21 protein-coding genes are annotated in these 17,765 nt (G+C 70.4%); 10 read left to right on the forward strand and 11 right to left on the reverse strand.

The window, feature by feature from the left end; all coding sequences use genetic code 11:
* Positions 1–5: 5 nt before the first annotated feature.
* From C3K08_RS10325 to C3K08_RS10345, 5 genes are all read right to left on the reverse strand, one after another.
* Positions 6–494 carry a hypothetical protein gene (locus C3K08_RS10325; protein WP_104991230.1) on the reverse strand — a complete coding sequence of 163 codons (489 nt, stop codon included), beginning with the start codon at positions 492–494 and terminating at the stop codon, positions 6–8.
* Between the two features lie 40 nt (positions 495–534).
* Positions 535–1,191, reverse strand: a complete 657-nt coding sequence (locus C3K08_RS10330; protein WP_104991231.1) for a hypothetical protein — start codon at positions 1,189–1,191, stop codon at positions 535–537.
* 70 nt (positions 1,192–1,261) lie between these two features.
* Positions 1,262–2,140 (reverse strand): AraC family transcriptional regulator, encoded by an 879-nt coding sequence (locus C3K08_RS10335; RefSeq protein WP_104991232.1) that lies wholly within the window; start codon positions 2,138–2,140, stop codon positions 1,262–1,264.
* A 63-nt stretch (positions 2,141–2,203) separates the two neighbouring features.
* Complete coding sequence (locus C3K08_RS10340) at positions 2,204–2,719, reverse strand: hypothetical protein (RefSeq protein WP_158679908.1); 516 nt, start codon at positions 2,717–2,719, stop codon at positions 2,204–2,206.
* 73 nt (positions 2,720–2,792) lie between these two features.
* Complete coding sequence (locus tag C3K08_RS10345) at positions 2,793–4,058, reverse strand: uracil-xanthine permease family protein (RefSeq protein WP_104991234.1); 1,266 nt, start codon at positions 4,056–4,058, stop codon at positions 2,793–2,795.
* A gap of 139 nt (positions 4,059–4,197) precedes the next feature.
* Here C3K08_RS10345 and C3K08_RS10350 point away from each other — a divergent pair, with 139 nt between their 5' ends.
* Positions 4,198–4,614 carry a putative dsRNA-binding protein gene (locus C3K08_RS10350; protein WP_104991235.1) on the forward strand — a complete coding sequence of 139 codons (417 nt, stop codon included), beginning with the start codon at positions 4,198–4,200 and terminating at the stop codon, positions 4,612–4,614.
* The gene (locus tag C3K08_RS10355) at positions 4,611–4,949 is read left to right on the forward strand and encodes a YraN family protein (protein WP_104991236.1); all 339 of its coding nucleotides are present in this window, start codon (positions 4,611–4,613) and stop codon (positions 4,947–4,949) included. Before C3K08_RS10350 ends, C3K08_RS10355 begins: the two co-directional genes overlap by 4 nt.
* A gap of 66 nt (positions 4,950–5,015) precedes the next feature.
* On the opposite strand, the gene C3K08_RS10360 is transcribed toward C3K08_RS10355, so the two are convergent.
* Positions 5,016–7,463 carry a transglycosylase domain-containing protein gene (locus C3K08_RS10360; protein ID WP_104991237.1) on the reverse strand — a complete coding sequence of 816 codons (2,448 nt, stop codon included), beginning with the start codon at positions 7,461–7,463 and terminating at the stop codon, positions 5,016–5,018.
* A gap of 165 nt (positions 7,464–7,628) precedes the next feature.
* Between C3K08_RS10360 and C3K08_RS10365 the strand changes: the two genes are divergently transcribed.
* Both C3K08_RS10365 and ttcA read left to right on the forward strand, forming a co-directional pair.
* Positions 7,629–8,459, forward strand: coding sequence for a DUF817 family protein (locus tag C3K08_RS10365; RefSeq protein ID WP_234009049.1), 831 nt, complete (start codon positions 7,629–7,631; stop codon positions 8,457–8,459).
* Positions 8,456–9,352: a tRNA 2-thiocytidine(32) synthetase TtcA gene (gene ttcA, locus C3K08_RS10370; RefSeq protein WP_104991239.1), complete on the forward strand. Its 897-nt coding sequence runs from the start codon at positions 8,456–8,458 to the stop codon at positions 9,350–9,352. Before C3K08_RS10365 ends, ttcA begins: the two co-directional genes overlap by 4 nt.
* A gap of 7 nt (positions 9,353–9,359) precedes the next feature.
* Here ttcA and C3K08_RS10375 read toward each other — a convergent pair whose 3' ends face one another.
* From C3K08_RS10375 to C3K08_RS10385, 3 genes are all read right to left on the reverse strand, one after another.
* Positions 9,360–10,343, reverse strand: a complete 984-nt coding sequence (locus tag C3K08_RS10375; protein ID WP_158679909.1) for a phosphotransferase enzyme family protein — start codon at positions 10,341–10,343, stop codon at positions 9,360–9,362.
* A gap of 64 nt (positions 10,344–10,407) precedes the next feature.
* Positions 10,408–11,238: a DUF72 domain-containing protein gene (locus C3K08_RS10380; RefSeq protein WP_104991241.1), complete on the reverse strand. Its 831-nt coding sequence runs from the start codon at positions 11,236–11,238 to the stop codon at positions 10,408–10,410.
* Between the two features lie 65 nt (positions 11,239–11,303).
* Positions 11,304–11,711, reverse strand: coding sequence for a response regulator (locus tag C3K08_RS10385; protein ID WP_104991242.1), 408 nt, complete (start codon positions 11,709–11,711; stop codon positions 11,304–11,306).
* A gap of 177 nt (positions 11,712–11,888) precedes the next feature.
* Between C3K08_RS10385 and hisF the strand changes: the two genes are divergently transcribed.
* Positions 11,889–12,680 carry an imidazole glycerol phosphate synthase subunit HisF gene (gene hisF / locus C3K08_RS10390; protein ID WP_104991243.1) on the forward strand — a complete coding sequence of 264 codons (792 nt, stop codon included), beginning with the start codon at positions 11,889–11,891 and terminating at the stop codon, positions 12,678–12,680.
* On the forward strand, positions 12,677–13,348 hold the full coding sequence (gene hisIE / locus C3K08_RS10395; protein ID WP_104991244.1) for a bifunctional phosphoribosyl-AMP cyclohydrolase/phosphoribosyl-ATP diphosphatase HisIE: 672 nt from the start codon (positions 12,677–12,679) through the stop codon (positions 13,346–13,348). The genes hisF and hisIE overlap by 4 nt, the downstream gene beginning before the upstream one ends.
* Here hisIE and C3K08_RS10400 read toward each other — a convergent pair.
* Complete coding sequence (locus C3K08_RS10400; protein WP_104991245.1) at positions 13,345–13,977, reverse strand: SDR family NAD(P)-dependent oxidoreductase; 633 nt, start codon at positions 13,975–13,977, stop codon at positions 13,345–13,347. The two genes, hisIE and C3K08_RS10400, sit on opposite strands and share 4 nt — an antisense overlap.
* Before the next feature lie 159 nt (positions 13,978–14,136).
* Here C3K08_RS10400 and C3K08_RS10405 point away from each other — a divergent pair, with 159 nt between their 5' ends.
* Positions 14,137–15,006: a DUF4394 domain-containing protein gene (locus tag C3K08_RS10405; RefSeq protein WP_104991246.1), complete on the forward strand. Its 870-nt coding sequence runs from the start codon at positions 14,137–14,139 to the stop codon at positions 15,004–15,006.
* Between the two features lie 75 nt (positions 15,007–15,081).
* A complete protein-coding gene (locus tag C3K08_RS10410; protein ID WP_104991247.1) occupies positions 15,082–15,633 on the forward strand; it encodes a 5-formyltetrahydrofolate cyclo-ligase in 552 nt (183 codons plus the stop codon).
* Here C3K08_RS10410 and C3K08_RS10415 read toward each other — a convergent pair.
* Positions 15,624–16,178 carry a 2'-5' RNA ligase family protein gene (locus C3K08_RS10415; RefSeq protein WP_104991248.1) on the reverse strand — a complete coding sequence of 185 codons (555 nt, stop codon included), beginning with the start codon at positions 16,176–16,178 and terminating at the stop codon, positions 15,624–15,626. The two genes, C3K08_RS10410 and C3K08_RS10415, sit on opposite strands and share 10 nt — an antisense overlap.
* Before the next feature lie 70 nt (positions 16,179–16,248).
* Between C3K08_RS10415 and gcvT the strand changes: the two genes are divergently transcribed.
* Both gcvT and gcvH read left to right on the forward strand, forming a co-directional pair.
* The gene (gcvT, locus tag C3K08_RS10420) at positions 16,249–17,319 is read left to right on the forward strand and encodes a glycine cleavage system aminomethyltransferase GcvT (RefSeq protein WP_104991249.1); all 1,071 of its coding nucleotides are present in this window, start codon (positions 16,249–16,251) and stop codon (positions 17,317–17,319) included.
* A gap of 56 nt (positions 17,320–17,375) precedes the next feature.
* The gene (gcvH, locus tag C3K08_RS10425; RefSeq protein WP_104991250.1) at positions 17,376–17,738 is read left to right on the forward strand and encodes a glycine cleavage system protein GcvH; all 363 of its coding nucleotides are present in this window, start codon (positions 17,376–17,378) and stop codon (positions 17,736–17,738) included.
* Positions 17,739–17,765 lie beyond the last annotated feature (27 nt).

Here is a 17,765-nt window from a genome sequence, read left to right on the forward strand (position 1 = left end):
GCGGCTCAGCGGAGGCGACGGAGGGTGCAGGTGCCGTCGCTGAGCGGCTTGAGGCCCCGCAGGAGGGCCTGACGGGAGAAGTCCGTGCCTCTTTGGGCTTTTCCCAGTCGCTCGTTGTTCCAGTCTACCGAGCCGTAGAGCAGAGCGCCCTGGGCGACGGTGGACCCCGCCGCGAACTGCGCGAAGCAGCGCAGGCTGTTGAGTTCCATTACGGTGGCGTCTATGCCGCGTTCCTTGGGGGAGAAGCTGATATGTCCGCCGCCCATCAGCCCTTCTGCGGCGTAAATTTGGCCCGTCGTGTCGTTTGAAATCTGCTTGCCGAGCCTCATCTGAAGGCGGACGCTCAGGCCGTCCTTCCGGGTCGCGGTTAACTCCCAGATTTGCCCGCGATCAAGCGTAGAACCTGAACGCGAATCAGCGCCGCTCGCCAGCACGTTAGGGGGAGGGGCCAGCAGAGCCACCGCGAGGAGAAAAGGCAGGGGAAACAGGCGCATGGCCCAGACTATCTGGCGAGCGCCATTCCCGCTCAACGCCTCAGCGCCGGGTCAGCTTGCACTCGCCCACGCCGAACATGGGCGCGTAGGAGGCCCGCAGGGTCGCCAGCAACTCCTCGCGGACATTGCCCTGGCCGCCCTTTACGGTTCCCGTCACCGTATACGTCTCCCCCTCCTCGCGCATCCGCAGCGAGAGGCCGCTGAAGCTGCGTCCGCCGGGGTCGGCGAACAGGGAGCAGAAGGCCAGCCCCTCCCCTTCCCCGGCCCCAGCCTCTGCCAGCCGGTCATCCACCGAGGGGTTGGGCAGGACCGTCACGAAAAATTCCTGAGCGAGCTTCGCCACCATCAGGATCTGGGCCTGGCCCATGCCGCGTGGTGTTCCGGCAAAGACGGCCGTCAGTGGAGCCTTGCCCGCACCTCCGGCCTGACGCACCCCTTCCTGGAACGCCCGCTGCTCCCCGGCCGACAGTGGCCCCAGCACCAGCTCGGCGCGGAAGGCTTGGCCCTTGTCGGTCCGGCCCTCCAGCAGCCAGGTCTGCCCATTCTGGAGAGGAGCGGTCGCCGCCGCCGGGGCCGGAGCCGCCTGCCGCAGCGGCGTGGCGGGAATGCCCTGCACGGTCGGGGGCGCGGGGGGCTGTGCGGCAGCCAGCGTGCTCGGCGCGAGGGCCAGCAGGCCAGACAGGATCAGGGAGCGCATGGGCCAGCCTATCCCGCCGGAGCGGGGGGCGCTCGGCGATTTGCGGTGGCCCGCATCAATGACTCCCGGCTCAAAGCCCCCCGCCGCCGTCTGGGTGCTCCTCCTCCCGGTAGGCCTGGGGCGAGCGGCCCGTCGCCGCCTTGAAAGCGCGGCTGAAGTGGAAGGGGTCGGCGTACCCCAGCCGCGCGGCGATCTCCTTGACGCTGAGCGGTGTAAAGCCCAGCAGCCGCCGCGCTTCGAGCATCCGTCGGTCCTGAATGACCTCCTTGGCGGGCTTGCCCAGCGCCGAGTGCGTCACGCGCGAGAGGGTGCGGGGCGAGAGGTTCAAGGCCTCCGCGTACCGGCCGACCTCGTGCCACTCGGTAAAGTGCTGCTCCAGCAGGGCCAGGAAGCGGGGCAACTCGGACCCCGCCGCTTCCCGCTCCAGCATCCCGGTCGCCTGCACTGCGCGGCGCACCAGCACGAGGAGGCCCTGCACCAGCACCCGCGCCAGCGCGAGGTCGCCCGATCCCGCCCGCGCCCGCTCGTACTCGGCGTGCAGCAGCTCCAGCAGTGTCAGGGCCTGCGCCTGCACCTCCAGGGATACCGGGAGGGTCTGGTCGCCGGGCGCGTAGTTGAACAGGAGCTGGCCTTCCGCCGCGCCGGGCAGCCCCGCGAGCAAGTCCTCGGAGAACGACACCACGTACATCCCCAGCGCCTCGCCGTCCACGAAGGCATGCACCTGCCCCCGCGCGATCAGGGTCACGCTGAGGGGCTTGAGCTCGGCCGTCCGCCCGTCAATGGTGTGCCGCGCCCGGCCCGCGTGGACCCACAGCAGCTCCTGAAAATCGTGGCGGTGCGGCCGGAACACCTGCCCCGGCGCGGACTGCCAGTTCTCCAACCGCTCCACGACGAGGGGCCGCGCCCCGTCCTTGAGGGGCACGTAGCGGGGACCGGGGGCGGAGGTCATGGGTAAGGTCACCTGAGCGGGTGGTGTGGATAGGCAAGGGCTGAACCCCGTGCCCTCCGGCTTTCAGAACACCTGGGCCTCACAGGTGCCGACCCCAGCGGCCCTGGCCCAGCCCTGCATCTCGCGCCCGGTGGCTCCACGGGGGCGCGGCAGGGTGGCCCGCCAGCGGCGCTCCGCCTCCGCTACCCGGTCAGCCTGTTCCCTTTGCTGCGGCAGGGTACCCGACAGCAGGATGCCCCGGTGCCGGTCACCGTCCCGCACCCCGAAACAGATCAGGCCCGTGCGTCCTGCCGCCTCTGACGCGGAGACCACCAGCGTCAGGGGCACAGTTTCACTGACCACCACCCTTCCCAACGTGGTGGGCGCGGACCAGCGCCTGCCGTCCCACTGCGGCTGGCCCGCGACCGTCAGGCTGTGCAGCACCTCGCGGCCCCCAGCGTCCACGCCCCTCAGGAGCCAGTTCTGTCCAGGCCGCAGTCCGGACGGCGCGGACGGCCCGTCGGTACCCCCTCCCGCGGCTCCTGGCCCCAGGGCAAGCGCCGCGACCAGAGGCAGCATCAGGTTTCGGATTGTCCGCATAGCTCAAGACTACGGGGCGGCGCCCTGGGGCGTGGGCGGCGACGCTTCACACAACGCAGAGCCTGCCCCCCCGCTAGTGCAGCACCCGCTGCCCCTCTCCCTCACCTTCCGGCCCGTCCACCTCCGACCTCTGCGCGGGCAGGATCAGGTTGGCGACGATGCCCACCAACGCGGCGAGGGCCATGCCGTGCAGTTCCAGCTCGGTTCCGGCCACATTGATCGGAAAGGCCGCCCCCCCCAGCCCCAGCACCAGAATCAGCGAGACGATAATCAGGTTGCGCGAGTGCGCGAAGTCGATCCTGGCTTCCGCCAGCGTGCGAATACCCACCGAGGCGATCATGCCGAACAGCAGGATGGACACGCCACCCAAGACGCCTTGCGGCAGGCTCCGCAGCACGGCGGCCAGCTTGGGCGAGCAGCCGAAGAGGACGGCGAAGACCGCGCCGATCTGGATCACGCGGGGGTCGTACACGCGCGTCAGGGCCAGCACGCCCGTGTTCTCGGCGTAGGTGGTGGCGGCGGGGCCACCCAGCGCCGCCGAACTCATGTTGGCGATGCCGTCCGCGAAGAGGGTGCGGCTCAGGCCGGGCCTCTCCAGAAAGTTCTTGCCCACGACCCGCCCGTTCACGATCACGTCGCCCACATGCTCGATAAAGGTCACGACCGCCACGGGCGCGATGATCGCCACCGCCCGCCAGTCGAAGGCCGGGGCGTGGAAGTCGGGCAGGCCGATCAGCGGGGCCGCCGCGACCGCGTCCAGCGCCTCCCGGCTGATCTGTCCACCCGCGAGCGACACGAGGTACCCCACCACCACACCCACCAGAATGGGAATCATGCGGAAGAGGCCCCGTCCCCACAGACTCGCCACGACCGCCGCCGCGAGCGTGACGAGGGCCAGCCACCAGTTCGTCTTGGCCTGATTCACCGCCACGCTGGAGAGCCCCAGCCCGATCACGATGATGACCGGCCCGGTCACAACGGGCGGAAAGACCTGGAGCAGCCGCCCCACCCCCAGCACCCGCACCAGCCCGGAAAAGAGCAGGTACATCGCCCCAGCGGCGATCAGGCCACCCCCGGCGGCGGCGGGGCCGAACTCCTTGACGACCAGCGCGGTCGGCGCGATGAAGGCGAAGCTGGACCCCAGGAAGATGGGCACCTGCCCGCGCGTGAGCAGGTGAAAGAGCAGCGTCGCCACCCCCGCTCCGAACAGGGCCACCGAGGGCGAAAGCCCGACCAGGATGGGCACGAGCACCGTCGCCCCGAACATGGCGACCGAGTGTTGCAGCCCCAGGACGAGGCGGCGGGCGGGCGGAAGGGGAGCAGGAGCGGTCTGGGTCATGGGGCCTCCGGGGACAGACGCGGCATGGGACCTTCGCCGCCGGGAGCGGGCGGGGCGGGGCAGCGCGGGTTGTTCCGGGAGGTCAGCATACCGCGTCCCCCACGCGCCGCAGGCCCCTGAGCACATGTACCCTGGGAGGATGAATCCCAAGGGCGACCTGATCGCGCGGCTCGCGGCGCTGGGCCTCGGCACCCCCACCTTCGACGCGGAGGGGACAGGCCCCGCCCACGAGCGCACCTTTCGCGTCACCGTGAGGGCCGGGGGCCGCGAGCTGGGCCACGGCGAGGGCCGCTCCAAGCGCGACGCCGAGCGGGCCGCCGCCGAGGACGCGCTGGAGCGGCTGGAGGGCGGGGACGCGGAGGAAGTGGAGCAGGAGGACACCGCCGCCCCGCAGGGCCGCTGGCCCATCTACGCCGCCGTGCTGGAGGGCGCCCTGGAGACGGCGCTGGAACTCGCGGACGACGACGCGACCCTCGACGACGTGCGCCGGGACGCCGCCCGCCTGTACCGCGACCTGCTGGCCGACCTCGGCCACGGCCCGGGGGAGCAGGACTGAAGGGCGCGGATGCCGAGGCCCGCGCCGCCGCATACTTGGAGGGCCTCGGCCGGGTCATCCTGGCCCGCAACTACCGCATTCCGGGCGGTGAGATCGACCTCGTGTCGCGCGACGGGGACGTGCTGGTCTTCACCGAGGTCCGTCAGCGCCGCTCGGCCCGTTACGGCGATGCCGCCGAGACTGTGACCCCGCGCAAGCTCGCGCTGATGCACCGGGCCGCCCTGACCTACCTCGTGCGCGAACTCGGCCGCGACGACCTGCCCTGCCGCCTGGAGGTGCTGACCATCGACGGCCCAGCCGAGACGGGGACGCTGCGGCTGGTGGCGGTGGAGTAGGGCATCAGGACAGCAAAACACCCTCACCGCGTGGGAGAGGGTGGGGTGAGGGGTCTTCCTCTGCGCTCAGAACCCCAGCGGCGCTCCGAAGTCCTCCTGGGCGGGCGGCTCGTAGGGCAGCGTCTCCTCGGGCGGCAGGCCCTGCTCCCCCAAACCGCCGTCGCCGTAATCCTCTGGCGTGGGGAGCGGCTCGGGCAGCGGCTCCGGGGCCACGTCTTCCACGGGCGGAGCGGGCGTGCCGAAGTCGTCCTGCGGCAGCGGCTCGGGAGCGGAGGGGTCTTCCGGCAGCGGGGCCTCGGGGGGGGCCACCTCCTCGGGGAAAGCTTCGGCGGGAGGCTCGGCGGGCACAGGCTCGGGAAGGGGCTGCACGTCGGGGAGAGGCTCGACCGGCTCCGGCTGGGGGACCGGGACGGGCACGGGGTCCGGCACCGGGGCGGGTTCGGGCGCTGGAGCGGGAGCCGGGGTCGGCGCAGGGGCCGGGGTGCGCCGACCGAAGAAACCGCCCTCGCTGCGGGCACTGCCGTCGTGGGCGACCTGGGGCTGATCGGCCTCCTCCTCGCGGAAGGCCATGTTGACCTGCCGCACCACCCGGTAGGTGATGCCACTCGGCTCGGCGAAGGGCACGCGCGGCTGCCCCGCCAGCGCCCCTGCCACCGCCTGCTGCCACACCAGGGTGGGAATCTCACCGCTGTAGGCCCAGCCGGGGAGCGGCTGGCCGTTTTCCTGGCCCACCCACACGGCTCCCGAAATCAGGGGGGTGACTCCAGCGAACCACAGGTCCTTCACGTCGTTGGTGGTGCCCGTCTTGCCGCCCACGTCCCAGCCGGGAATCTGGGCGCGGGTGGCGAGGCCGCCCTGCGCGGGGGTCAGGTCGTTCACCACCCCGCGAATCATGTCCAGCCCCAGCCACGCCGTCCGCACGTCCCAGACCCGCTTGGCCTGCGGCGCGGGGCGGGCGTACAGCACCTCGCCCTTCGGCCCCTCCACCCGGCGCACCAGCGTGGGCGAGTAGTACAGGCCCCCGTTGGCGAAGGGGACGTAGGCGGCGGCCATCTGCAGGGGACTGGCCTCCAGCGTGCCGATGGAGAGCGACAGCCCCGCGTCGGGCGGCGGGGTCAGGCCGAGTTCGCGCAGCTTGGCCTCGAAGTTCGGAACGCCGAGTTCCTGCGCGATCCGTACGGTCGTGAGGTTGAGGCTGTGGTCGAGTGAGTAACGCATCGTCTTGTACTCGCCGGTCCAGCGCCCGTTGTAGTTCTGCGGCTGGTAGCTCCCGGTCAGGGGTGAATCCAGCACGGTGTCGCTCTGTTTCCAGCCTTTTTCCAACGCGAGCGTGTACAGCAGCGGTTTGATAGAGCTGCCGACCTGCCGCCGCGCCTGGGTCGCGTTGTTCCAGTCGGCGGGACGGCCCCCGGTCAGCTTCTGGCCCACCAGGGCGAGGACTTCCCCATTTTTGGGGTTCAGGAAGGCGCCCCCCAGCGTCGCGCCCTCGGGCAACTGGGCGTTCAGGCTGGCCCGCTCGGCGGCCTTCTGGGCCTGGAGGTCCATTCCGGTAAAGACCTTGCCGCCGCCGTACAGTGCCTTGCCGGTCACACCTGCCTGTTTCAGTTCCTGCTCCACCGCTTGCAGGTAGTGAAAGGCCGTCTGCGCGGGCGGCGGCGGCATGTTCTCCTCCAGCCGCTCGGGGCGCTCCAGCACCGCCGAGCGCAGGGTGCCGTCGGGGTTCCAGCCGATGCGCCAGCCCGCCGGATAGATGGGCGTCTTCCACGCGGCGTCGGCCTCCGCGCGGGTGGCGACCCCGTCTTCCACCATGCGGTCGAGGACGTTCTTCATCAGGGGGCGATACGCGGCAAAGTCCTTGTAGCGGCGGTTGGGTGCGGGCACGATGGTCGTGAGGTACACGCTCTCGGCGAGGTTGAGGGCGGAGGCGTCCTTCTTGAAGTAGGCCCGCGCCGCCGTCCCCGCCCCGATGATGTCGCGCTTGCCGCCGTCCCCCCAGTAGATGACGTTGAGGTAGGCGGCCAGAATCTGTTCCTTGGAGAAGTTGCGCTCCAGTTGGTAGGCGAGCACCGCCTCCTTGAACTTGCGCTCCAGGGTCCGGGCGCCTTCGAGGTCGTGCAGCAGCGTGTTTTTCACAACCTGCTGGGTGATGGAGGAACCGCCTTCGAGGTCGTTGAACAGCACGCCCTTGAGTAGCCCGCGCACGATGCCCTGGTAGTCCACCCCCCGGTGCTCGAAGAAGCGGCGGTCCTCGCTGGTCACGATGGCCTTGCGCAGCCAGGGGCTGATCTCGTTCAGGGCCAGCAGGTCGCGGTTGACGCCGCTCCCCCCGCCCAGGCTGGGGGTCAGGGTCCCGACGAGTTCGCCCTTGCGGTCGTACACCCGCGTCTGCCCGCTGAGTTCCAGCACGTCGAGGGTCTGCACGCTGGGCAGCTCGCGCCCCCAGGTCCACCACAGGCCGCCCGCCCCCGCCGTTCCCAGCAGCAGCAGCACGCCCAGCCCCGTGAAAAAGCGCATGAGCCTACTCTAGTGGGCCGCCGCGCCGCTGCCAGGGCGCGGAGCACGGTCGGGAAGAAGGGACGCGGAACCACTCATCGGCTCCCAGACTAGTGCCCGCAGATGAGGCGGGCGTCCTCCGGAAGCATGACGCGGGGAGGCCAGTCGGGGGGGCACGCTGGGGGCATGGCCCGCTTCCTGCGCCTGCTCGCCCACTTCACCGGGGTGCAGGCCCGGTGCTGCACCTTCGCTTTCAGCGTGGTGGGGCTGCTGGCGCTGTCCAGGGGACTGCCGCTGGAGGACTGGGGGCTGGCCCGTTACGACTTCCTGTTGCTGGGGTGCCTGCTGGTCCAGGCGGTGCTGGTCTGGACCCGTTTCGAGACGCCGGGCGAGGCGGCGGTGCTGCTGCTCTTTCACGCGCTGGGCTTCGGGCTGGAGGCGCAGCGGGTCGCGCTGGGGGCCTGGGCCTACCCGGAGGAGGCAGTGAGCAAGGTCCTCGGCGTCCCGCTCTACGCGGGCTTCATGTACGCCAGCGTGGGGAGCTATGTCGCGCAGGCGTGGCGGCGCTGCGAACTGCGCCTGAGCGGGGAACCGCCGCTGATGTGGCAACTCGCGCTGGTCGGGGCCACCTACGCCCACTTCCTGCTGGGGGCCGGGCTGGAGGTGCGCCTGGGGCTGACGGCGGCGCTGCTGCTGGCCTACCGTCGCACGCGGGTGGGCTTCACGGTAGGCGGCGAGCGCTTCCGGATGGGGCTGCCCCTCTCGCTGGGCCTGATCGCCGCCTTCGTCTATCTGGCGGAAAATGTGGCGACCGGGCTGGGCGCGTGGGTCTATCCGCATCAGGCCGGGGGCTGGCGGCCCGTCCACCCCGGCAAGTGGCTCGCGTGGGCACTGATGCTGACACCCGCCGTCCTGATCGTGGCCCGAATGAGAGCCGGGGAGGAGCGGGCCGGAAACGTGAGGGCTACCATGTCCTCCACTCCCGCTCGCCGCAGCGGGCGAAGCGAGACGCCATGACCCAGACCCTCCCCTCCCCCACCGCTGCTCCCCAAACCGACCTCCCGCGTCTGTTCGCGCCCCTCGTGAAGGGCGCGGCGCAGGCCATCACCGACTACCGCATGATCGAGGAAGGCGACCGGGTGATGGTCTGCCTGTCGGGGGGCAAGGACAGCTACACGCTGCTCGACATCCTGCTCGACCTCCAGCGCCGCGCCCCCATCGACTTCGAGGTCGTGGCGGTGAACCTCGACCAGGGGCAGCCGGGCTTTCCCACCCACGTGCTGCCGGAGTACCTCACGCGGCTGGGCGTGCCCTTTCACATCCTGACCGAGGACACCTATTCCATCGTCAAGGAGAAGACGCCGGAGGGCAAAACGACCTGTGCCTTGTGCAGCCGTCTCAGAAGGGGCATCCTGTACCGCCACGCCCGCGAGATCGGCGCGACGAAGATCGCCCTGGGGCACCACCGCGAGGACATCCTCGAGACGCTGTTTATGAACCTGTTCTTCGGTGCCCGCCTCAAGGCGATGCCGCCCAAGCTCCAGTCGGACGACGGCACCAACGTGGTGATCCGGCCGCTGGCCTACCTCCCGGAGCGGGACATCGAACGCTACGCGGTGGCGAAGGGCTTTCCGATCATCCCCTGCAACCTGTGCGGCAGCCAGGAGAACCTCCAGCGCAAGGTCGTGGGCGAGATGCTGGAGGGCTGGGAGCGCGAGCATCCGGGCCGCCTCCAGAACGTGCTGCGGGGGCTGACGCGGGTCACGCCGAGCCACCTGCTGGACCGCGACCTGTTCGACTTCGCCTCCCTGAGCGTCCAGCCTACCGAGGGCGATAAGGGCTTTGACGTGGAGGAGTATCCCGAGCGCGAGTTCCTGGCGGGCCTGAGCGAGATGCAGATGCTGGGGTAAGGGCCACTCAGCGCAGACGCAGCGCCCCCCGCACCTCGGCCACATGCTGCTCCACTCGCAGCAGGTCGGGCAGAACGTACCGCTCCAGCACGGCGAGATTGGCCTCGTCCTGCTCGGGGCGGATGTTCTCGTGCAGGATCATGCCCACGTCCACCGCCAGGTCCTCCAGCACCCGCCGGGTGAGGTAGAACCCCAGCAGGTCCGGGTCGGGGACGGCCGGGGCTCCCACCGCTTCCTCGTAGGCGGGCGGCAGTTCGGGCAGGTGGGGGTGCAGCATCCACAGGTCGTGCTCGGGCGGGGCGGGTCGGGCCGTCTCCCAGTCGATCAGCCACAGCCCGCCCGCCGCGCCGCGCATCACGTTGCCGCCGTGCGCGTCGGTGTGGCACACCACGAAACGTCGGGGCTGGGCGCGTGCCAGGCCCTGGAACGTTCGTGCCTGAGCAAGTACCCGCCGCAGGGTGGCCTCGTGTGGCAGCAGCAGGTCGCGCAGGGCCACCACCCCCGCCCGGTCCCCCACCGTGCTCGTCCGCAACCGGGCCAGGTCGCCCAGCAACCCCACCTCGAAGGGGAGGGCGAAGTCCTCGGGAGGGACCGGCCACTCCTGCCCCCTCCCCAGCAGCCTCTTGCTGCCCGCGTGCAGCCGTCCCAGCAGCGGGACGATCTCTGGGAGGGCCGCCGCCCAGTCCGCCCCCAGGGAAGTGCCGTCGATCCAGCCGTATAGGGCCAGGCCGTAACCGTCCACTTCGGCGAGATCGCTCCCGAACTTGGTGGGAATCGGCCGGGGAACCCGCGTCAGCACCCCCGTCTCCCGCAGGGCACGCAGCAGCGGGCGTTCGGCCCGCACCCGCCGCCGCAGGTCGTGTCCGGACGGCGTGTCCGGCAGCAGCTTGAGAAACCAGCGGCCTGAGGAGCCTTCGGCGCGGTAGGCGGGGGCCGTTCCCTGAGGCAGAAAGGAGAGCGTCTCGACGTCCAGCCCGTAGCGGCCCCGCACCGCGCAGGGCCGCCAGGGAAATTGGAGGCTCAGCCGCCATGCTGGTCCACCGCGCAAGTGGCGGTCAGAGCAGCCGCCCCTCGTCCTCCCCCGGTTCCGGCGTCTTGACCGGCACCCCCCGCGCATTCAGCGCCTCGCGCAGCATAGGGATGTTCTTCAGGGCGTGTCCCTTGGTCGTGTTCTGGAAATACACGTACAGCTCGCTGAGGTCATCCGTCACCAGCGCAATTTTCTCGGCCCACTCGTCCATCTCGGCGCGGGTGTAGAGGTAGTCGTGGCGTTCGGCGGCGCTCTGGCCTTCCCACCAACTGCCCTTGTTGCGCCCGTGCAGCCGCAGGTAGCCCACGTCGGTCGTGACGTGGACCTGTGGATCGGGCATCCCGCCTACGGGTGGATAGTCCGGGCTGACCCAGATCAGGCCGTATTCCGCCATGCCCTCGCGCACGCCCGGCTGGTCCCAGGAGGCGTGGCGCAACTCGACCGCCAACTCGTGCCCGGTGAAGCGCTCGGCCAGCGCGAGCAGGTACTTGCGGTTGTCGGCCGTGCGGTGAAAGGAGTAGGGAAACTGCGCCAGATACGGTCCCATCTGCCCGGCGTCGCGCAGGGGCTGGGGGCTTTGCAGCATCCGGTCGAAGTCGGCGTCGGTGGGGGCGCGGTCGTGGGTGAAGGCCTTGTTCAGCTTCACCGTGAAGCGGGTGCGTCCGCCGGACTTGCGGACCATCCCCTCAAAGGCCTTGAGGCCGGGAATCGCGTAGAAGGAACTGTTCAGCTCGGCGGCGTCGAAGTGCCGGGAATAGGTTTCTAAGTAGGCGTCCTTCTTCACGCCCTCGTAGATCAGGCCGGGCGCTGCCCAGTCGTCGTTGGTGTAGCCGCCGCAGCCGATCCAGACACGCATGGGGGCAGCCTAGCGCGGGGGTGGGCGCCGGGACCTGAAGCCCCGCTTGAGGGTTGACGCCTCTCTCAGCGCAGCCGGGGCCGCACGTTCAGCCGCGCCCAGAAGTCGGTGATGGTCCGCAGGGCGCAGCGGAACTGCCCGAAGTCCATCGGCTTGACCACGTAGGCCGTCGCGCCGTGCGCGTAGCAGTCGGCCACGTCGCGCTCCTCGCCGCTGGTGCTCAGCATCACCACCGGAATCTCGCGGGTGGCGGGGCCGCCGCGAATCTGGTCGAGCACGGCGAGGCCGTCCATCTGCGGCATTTTCAGGTCGAGGAGAATCAGGTCGGGCAGCAGGCCCCCACGCAGCGCGGCGAGGGCCTCGGGACCGCTGGCCGCCACCTCGACCTCCGCCTCGCGGTCCTGAAGGGCGTTGAGGGCCAGTTCCACATCGTTCGGATTGTCGTCGACCAGCAGGATTCGCCGTCTTTCCATGTGCCCCGTCACCCCACCCCTTCGCCTGACCTGCACGAATCACGGCCCGTCCTGCACTCCCCGGAACGTAAAGATTTTATCAAATCCATCCTAAGCACAAAGGTGTGAGGAACTCATGTCCAGTCAGGTCCGGCCCGGCCCGGCGGACACGCCGGGCGGCGGGCTAGACTGCCCCCCATGCTCACGAAGCGCATCATCCCCTGTCTGGACGTGCAGGGCGGGCGGGTGGTCAAGAATGTCCGCTTTTTTGAGGACCACCGAGACGCCGGGGATCCCCTCGTGCTCGCGCAGGCGTACGAGGCGCAGCAGGCCGACGAACTCGTCTTCTACGACATCACCGCGACCCACGAGGGCCGGGCGCTGATGCTGGACGTGGCCGCGCGGGTGGCCGAACAGGTGATGATGCCGCTGACGGTGGGCGGGGGCGTGAACGCGGTGCCGGACTTCCGGCAACTGCTGATGGCCGGGGCTGACAAGATCAGCGTGAACAGCGGCGCGGTGCGGCGGCCCGAGCTGATCCGCGAGGCGTCGGACCACTTCGGAGCGCAGTGCGTGGTGCTGAGCATCGATGCCAAGCGGCGACCGGATGGCGAGGGCTGGACCGTCCACGTGGGCGGCGGGCGGGTGGACACCGGCCTCGACCTGCTGGCGTGGGCCGAGCAGGGGCAGCGGCTGGGTGCGGGCGAACTCTGCCTGAACGTGATGGATGCCGACGGCACGCGGGCGGGTTTCGACCTGGAAGCGACCCGCGCCGTGGCCTCGGCGGTGGACCTCCCCGTGATCGCCTCGGGCGGGGCCGGGCGGCTGGAGGACTTCCGCGACGTGCTGCGCGGCGGCGAGGAGGGCGGGCAGGCCGACGCCGCGCTCGCCGCCAGCGTCTTTCACTTCGGGGAACTGACGGTGCCGCAGGTCAAGGCGTACCTGAAGGCCGAGGGGCTGCCCGTGCGCCCCGATTGGCGGGACGTATGAGCGGTCCCAGTACGCCCCAGCTCGACGCGCTGAAGTTCGGGCCGGACGGCCTGATTCCGGTCGTGACCCAGGACGCCCGCACGGGCGCGGTGCTGATGCAGGCCTACGCCGACCGCGCCGCCGTCGAGCGCACCCTGGGCACCTGCGAGGCCACCTATTACAGCCGCTCGCGGGGGGAACAGTGGGTGAAGGGAGCCACCAGCGGGCACACCCAGCGGATCGTCTCCGTGCATCTGGACTGCGACGGCGACAGCGTGCTGTACCGGGTGGAGCAGACGGGGCCAGCCTGTCATACCGGGGAATATTCCTGCTTCCACACGCCACTCTTGGAGGGAGACGCCCCCGACACCGGACTGGGCGGCACGCTGGAGCGGGTCCACGCGACCATCGTGGAACGGCTCGCCACCTTGCCGGAGAACAGCTACGTGGCGCGGCTGCATGCGGGCGGCCTCGACCGGGTGCTGAAGAAGATCAGCGAGGAGGCGGGCGAGGTCCTGCTCGCCGCGAAAAACGGGGACCGGGCGGAACTGGCGACCGAGGCCGCCGACCTTTTCTTCCACACCCTCTTCGCGCTGGCGGAGGTGGGGGTTTCGCCGGGTGACGTGGCCGCCGTGCTGCGGGAGCGCGAGGGCAAGAGCGGCTTGAAAGGGCCGAAGGAAGTCGGCTAACCCTCGACCCTCAGCTCCGGCTGCGGGGGGCGGTCCCGGTCTGCGGCGATGGCAGCGGCGACAGCCTCCGGCGAGATCGCCCCGCGCGGCACCCGGCCCACCTGGGTCCACAAGCCCGTCTCCACAGCGGGCGGCAGCACCAGCGTGAGGCCGATGCCCCGCGCCTCCAGCCGGGCGACCTCGATGGCGCGGGCGAGGGCGGCCTTGCTCGCCGCGTACTGCGAGAAGCCCCGTGCGGTGACGAGTTCGGGCCGCGCCCCCAGCAGGTAGACGCGCCCGCCGGGAGTCATGCGCCCCAGACCATGCTTGAGCACCCACAGCGCCCCGAAGTAGTTCGCGTTCCACACGGCCCGCACCGCTGCCGGGTCCGCCTCCTGCACGGGGCCGGGGAGGGCCGCGCCCGCCGCGTAGACGAGGGTATCCAGCTCCCCCACCCCCTCCAGCAGTGCCCGCACGTGGCTCTCGTACCCCAGGTCGGCGGCCTGAGAGTCCGCGCCGAGTTCGGCCGCCAGCGCGGAGAGCCGCCCCGCGTCCCGCCCGCTCAGGGTCAGTCGGTCCCCGCGTGCGGCGAAGGCCCGCGCCGCCGCCGCCCCGATGCCTCCCGTCGCTCCCACGATCAGCGTGTGCATGGGCCGAGCAGACCACCCGGCCGCGCCGGGGACGGTGGCGGGGCGGACAGAGCTGGTGGGTAAAGCTCCGCTCAAGATCCGGGGGGCATCCAATCGCGCCGCCACTGCTTAGGGCTGAGAGAAGACCGGAGGCGTCCCCCGCTTCCGGGAGGAGACCTCATGAAGCGATTTGCCCTGCTGTCTGCCACCTGCGCCCTTGCTCTCTCGGCCTGCACCGGGATGAGGCCCCCCGCCGCTCCCCAGGGCATGACCGCCTACGGGCTGGACACCCAGGGACGCCTCGTGACCTTCGGCACCGACAACGCGGCGGCCAGCCTGCGCCGCATGGCCGTAACTGGACTGCCGAGCGGGGAGACACTGATTGACCTCGACGTCCGCAACACCGATAACAGGCTCTATGCCATGTCGAGTACGGGCAAGCTCTACCGCCTCGACCCGGCCACCGGAGGCCTGAGCGCTGACGGGTCCAGCCTGACGGCAGGCATCACGCCCGTCGCCATCGACTTCAACCCGGCGGCCAACCGCCTGCGCGTCTTCGCGGAGACGGACCGGAACTTCCGCCTGACGCTGGGCGCGGCGCCCGTCCCGGCCACCTCGCCCGCCGGAACGGTGACCGACGACGGTACGCTGAGGTACGCCACGGGCACCGCCAACCCCGACCTGGCGGCCGCTGCCTACACCAACTCCTTCAACAACAGCGCCACGGGGGCCATCGGCACGGGCACGACCACCACCCTCTACTCCATCGACGCGGCGGCGGACACGCTGGTGAGGCACAGCAGCGCCGAGGGCTCGACGCCTGCGGGCAACTTCAGCACCCTGACCTCCGTGGGGGCGCTGGGCGTGGACGCCATGAAGGGCATGACCGGCTTCGACATCGCCGGGGCCGACATGGCCTACCTCAGCGTGAGCATGGGCGGCAACACCATGCTATACACGGTCAACCTGACGACGGGCGCGGCAACCGCCAAGAGCACGGTCAGCGGCCTCACCCTGCGCTCCTTCGCGCTGGCGCTGCCGAACCAGTAAGCGGCCCTCGCCTCACCTGCCCCCGGCCAGCGTTGCCGGGGGTGTTTTGTTGCCCCATTCGCTAGGCTGTCTCCCATGACCCTGCCCCCCCACGACGCGCCCAAACCCACCTGGCGGGCTTGGGCGCGGGAAGTGCGGGCCGGGCAGCCGAACCGCTCCGCCGAACTCTGCACCCACCTCGCCGCCTTTCTGCACGCGCGGGGAGCGCGGCGGGTGCTGGCCTACTACGCCCTTCCCGGCGAGCCGGATGTGGGGACGTTGGTCGCCGAGTTCGAATTGCTGACCACCCGCGCCCGCTTCCGGCCCACGCCGCACCTCACCCTGCATCCCTGGGAGACGGCCACCGAGGTCAGCCGCTTCGGGGTGCGCCAGCCCCCGGCGGGTGTCCCGCGTGTGGGGCTGGAAACGGTGGACGCCGTGCTGCTGCCCGGCCTCGCCTTCGATCACTTTGGCGTGAGGTTGGGCTATGGGGGCGGCTTCTACGACCGACTGCTGCCGGACTTCTCCGGCCTGACCGTGGGCGTGGTCTGGGAAGCGCTGGTGGTGGACGAGTTGCCGAGCGAGACCCATGACCTGCGGGTGGGGTTCCTGGCGACCGAGAGCGGCATCAGCCCCACTCAACCCTGACCCAGAGGCCACGCCTCCCAGGGGACGTAGAGCCCACCCGGTCCCGGCTTGCGCATCACCCAGACCTCGCGGGCGGTGAAGGTCAGCGGGTGCGCCTCCAGGTCGGCAAACTCCGCCCGCGCGGCTTCCAGCACCGTGCCGAGGTCCACCGCACGCCGCCGCAGGGACAGCGTCAGGTGCGGCGTCATCTGTGGTCCTTCGTAGCCGAAGCGCTGGGACGGATTCAGCGCCCCCAGCAGCCGGAGGTGCAGCGCCACCACGTCGGGCGAGGTGACCCCGAGGTAGACGGCGGTGCCGTTGCGGAAAGCCTGGGGACCGCCAATGTTCAGAGTGACGGGAGAACTCGCGGCCACCACGGTCCGTGCCGCCTCCCACCAGCCTAACTCCGGGGTCAGGCCACTCCGCGCTTTCACGGTCACGTGCGCGGCACTCTCGCGCAGCCCCAGTCGGGTGCGGAAGGCGTCCACCCGCGCCCCGAGGTCGGGCGGCGGCAGGACCCCTAGCAGGAAAGAGGCGTTCGCATGCGCGTTTTTCGGCCCGGTCATGCCCCAGCCTACCCACTGACACGTCCGGGCGGCCCGGACGCGGGCAGCGGCGCTCCGGTACAGTTTGGGGGTGACCCCGACGACCGAAACGCCGCTGAAGCGGACGCCCCTGCACGCCGCGCACCTGCGGGCGGGTGCCCGCATGGTTCCCTTCGGAGGCTGGGACATGCCCGTGCAGTACGCGGGCGTCAAGGCCGAGCACGAGGCGGTCCGCACCCGCGCAGGAATGTTCGACGTGTCCCACATGGGCGAGTTCCGCGTGACCGGGCCGGATGCCGAAACCTTCCTCCAGCGCGTCACCACCAACGACGTGAGCAAGCTCAAACCTGGCCGCGCCGGGTACAACTGGCTGCCCAACGAGGCGGGCGGGCTGGTGGACGACATCTACGTCTACCGGGTGGCCCCCCAGGAGTTCCTGCTGGTGGTGAACGCCTCCAACATCGAGAAGGACTGGGCGCATCTCGGGGCGCACGCGGCGGACTTCGACGTGACCCTCACCGACGAGTCACCCGAGTGGGGATTGATCGCCGTGCAGGGGCCGGAAGCCGAGGCCATGCTGCAACCCCACACCGACGTGGACCTGAGCGCGAAGAAGAAAAACGCCTTCTTCTCCGGCACCCTGCTGGAGTTCCCGGTGATGTTCGCCCGCACTGGGTACACAGGCGAGGACGGCTTCGAGGTCTTCGTGAAGGCCGGGGACGCCGAGGCCCTGTGGGACCGCCTGATCGCGGTCGGCCTGACCCCGGCGGGCCTGGGCGCCCGCGACACCCTGCGGCTGGAAGCAGGCTTTCCCCTCTACGGCCACGAGTTCGCAGACAACCTGCACCCCCTCGCCAGCACCTACACCTGGGTCGTTAAGGACAAGGAGCACGTAGGCCGCGCCGGGATTCAGGCCGCGCCCACCGTCAAACTGATTGGCCTCGCGCTCGACCGCGTGCCCGTGCGCGAGGGCTACCCGGTGCTGCTGAACGGCGAGCCGGTCGGCCACGTCACCTCCGGCACCACCAGCCCCACGCTGGGTCACCCCATCGCCATGGCACTTGTGCGGGCGGATGCGGCGGCGCAAGACGCCTTCGAGGTCGAGGTGCGCGGCAAGGCGCATCCGGCTCGTCGGGTGGAGCTGCCCTTCTACAAACGCTGAAGCCCCGCAACACCTCCGACAGACTTCCGCCCCCGAGATAGAGGAGAATCAAGCCCATGCAGACCCCCAGCGAACTGAAATACGCCGCCTCCCACGAATGGCTCGCCTCCGACGGCACCGTCGGCATCACCGATTTCGCGCAGGACCAGCTCGGCGACGTGGTGTACGTGGAACTGCCCGAAGTGGGCCGCGTGGTCTCGGCGGGCGAGACGGTCGCCGTCGTGGAGAGCGTGAAGACCGCCTCCGACATCTACGCTCCCGCCAGCGGCACGGTCGTGGCCGTCAACGAAGCCCTCTCCGGCAGCCCCGAACTCGTCAACAGCGGGGCCTACACCGACGGCTGGCTCTTCAAGCTGGACGTGACCGAGGAAAGCGGCGACCTGATGGACGCCGAGGCGTACAGCACCGCGAACAACTGAGCCTTCAGCCCCCAGCGGTCAGCCGTC

Source organism: Deinococcus sp. NW-56 (assembly GCF_002953415.1).
Lineage (GTDB): Bacteria > Deinococcota > Deinococci > Deinococcales > Deinococcaceae > Deinococcus.

Bases quoted from the DNA above. Each gene is read 5' to 3' on its own strand.
- C3K08_RS10325 (WP_104991230.1), bottom strand. From the start codon at position 494: ATGCGCCTGTTTCCCCTGCCTTTTCTCCTCGCGGTGGCTCTGCTGGCC.
- C3K08_RS10330 (WP_104991231.1), bottom strand. From the start codon at position 1,191: ATGCGCTCCCTGATCCTGTCTGGCCTGCTGGCCCTCGCGCCGAGCACG.
- C3K08_RS10335 (WP_104991232.1), bottom strand. From the start codon at position 2,140: ATGACCTCCGCCCCCGGTCCCCGCTACGTGCCCCTCAAGGACGGGGCG.
- C3K08_RS10340 (WP_158679908.1), bottom strand. From the start codon at position 2,719: ATGCGGACAATCCGAAACCTGATGCTGCCTCTGGTCGCGGCGCTTGCC.
- C3K08_RS10345 (WP_104991234.1), bottom strand. From the start codon at position 4,058: ATGACCCAGACCGCTCCTGCTCCCCTTCCGCCCGCCCGCCGCCTCGTC.
- C3K08_RS10350 (WP_104991235.1), top strand. From the start codon at position 4,198: ATGAATCCCAAGGGCGACCTGATCGCGCGGCTCGCGGCGCTGGGCCTC.
- C3K08_RS10360 (WP_104991237.1), bottom strand. From the start codon at position 7,463: ATGCGCTTTTTCACGGGGCTGGGCGTGCTGCTGCTGCTGGGAACGGCG.
- C3K08_RS10365 (WP_234009049.1), top strand. From the start codon at position 7,629: ATGGCCCGCTTCCTGCGCCTGCTCGCCCACTTCACCGGGGTGCAGGCC.
- ttcA (WP_104991239.1), top strand. From the start codon at position 8,456: ATGACCCAGACCCTCCCCTCCCCCACCGCTGCTCCCCAAACCGACCTC.
- C3K08_RS10380 (WP_104991241.1), bottom strand. From the start codon at position 11,238: ATGCGTGTCTGGATCGGCTGCGGCGGCTACACCAACGACGACTGGGCA.
- C3K08_RS10385 (WP_104991242.1), bottom strand. From the start codon at position 11,711: ATGGAAAGACGGCGAATCCTGCTGGTCGACGACAATCCGAACGATGTG.
- hisF (WP_104991243.1), top strand. From the start codon at position 11,889: ATGCTCACGAAGCGCATCATCCCCTGTCTGGACGTGCAGGGCGGGCGG.
- hisIE (WP_104991244.1), top strand. From the start codon at position 12,677: ATGAGCGGTCCCAGTACGCCCCAGCTCGACGCGCTGAAGTTCGGGCCG.
- C3K08_RS10400 (WP_104991245.1), bottom strand. From the start codon at position 13,977: ATGCACACGCTGATCGTGGGAGCGACGGGAGGCATCGGGGCGGCGGCG.
- C3K08_RS10405 (WP_104991246.1), top strand. From the start codon at position 14,137: ATGAAGCGATTTGCCCTGCTGTCTGCCACCTGCGCCCTTGCTCTCTCG.
- C3K08_RS10410 (WP_104991247.1), top strand. From the start codon at position 15,082: ATGACCCTGCCCCCCCACGACGCGCCCAAACCCACCTGGCGGGCTTGG.
- C3K08_RS10415 (WP_104991248.1), bottom strand. From the start codon at position 16,178: ATGACCGGGCCGAAAAACGCGCATGCGAACGCCTCTTTCCTGCTAGGG.
- gcvH (WP_104991250.1), top strand. From the start codon at position 17,376: ATGCAGACCCCCAGCGAACTGAAATACGCCGCCTCCCACGAATGGCTC.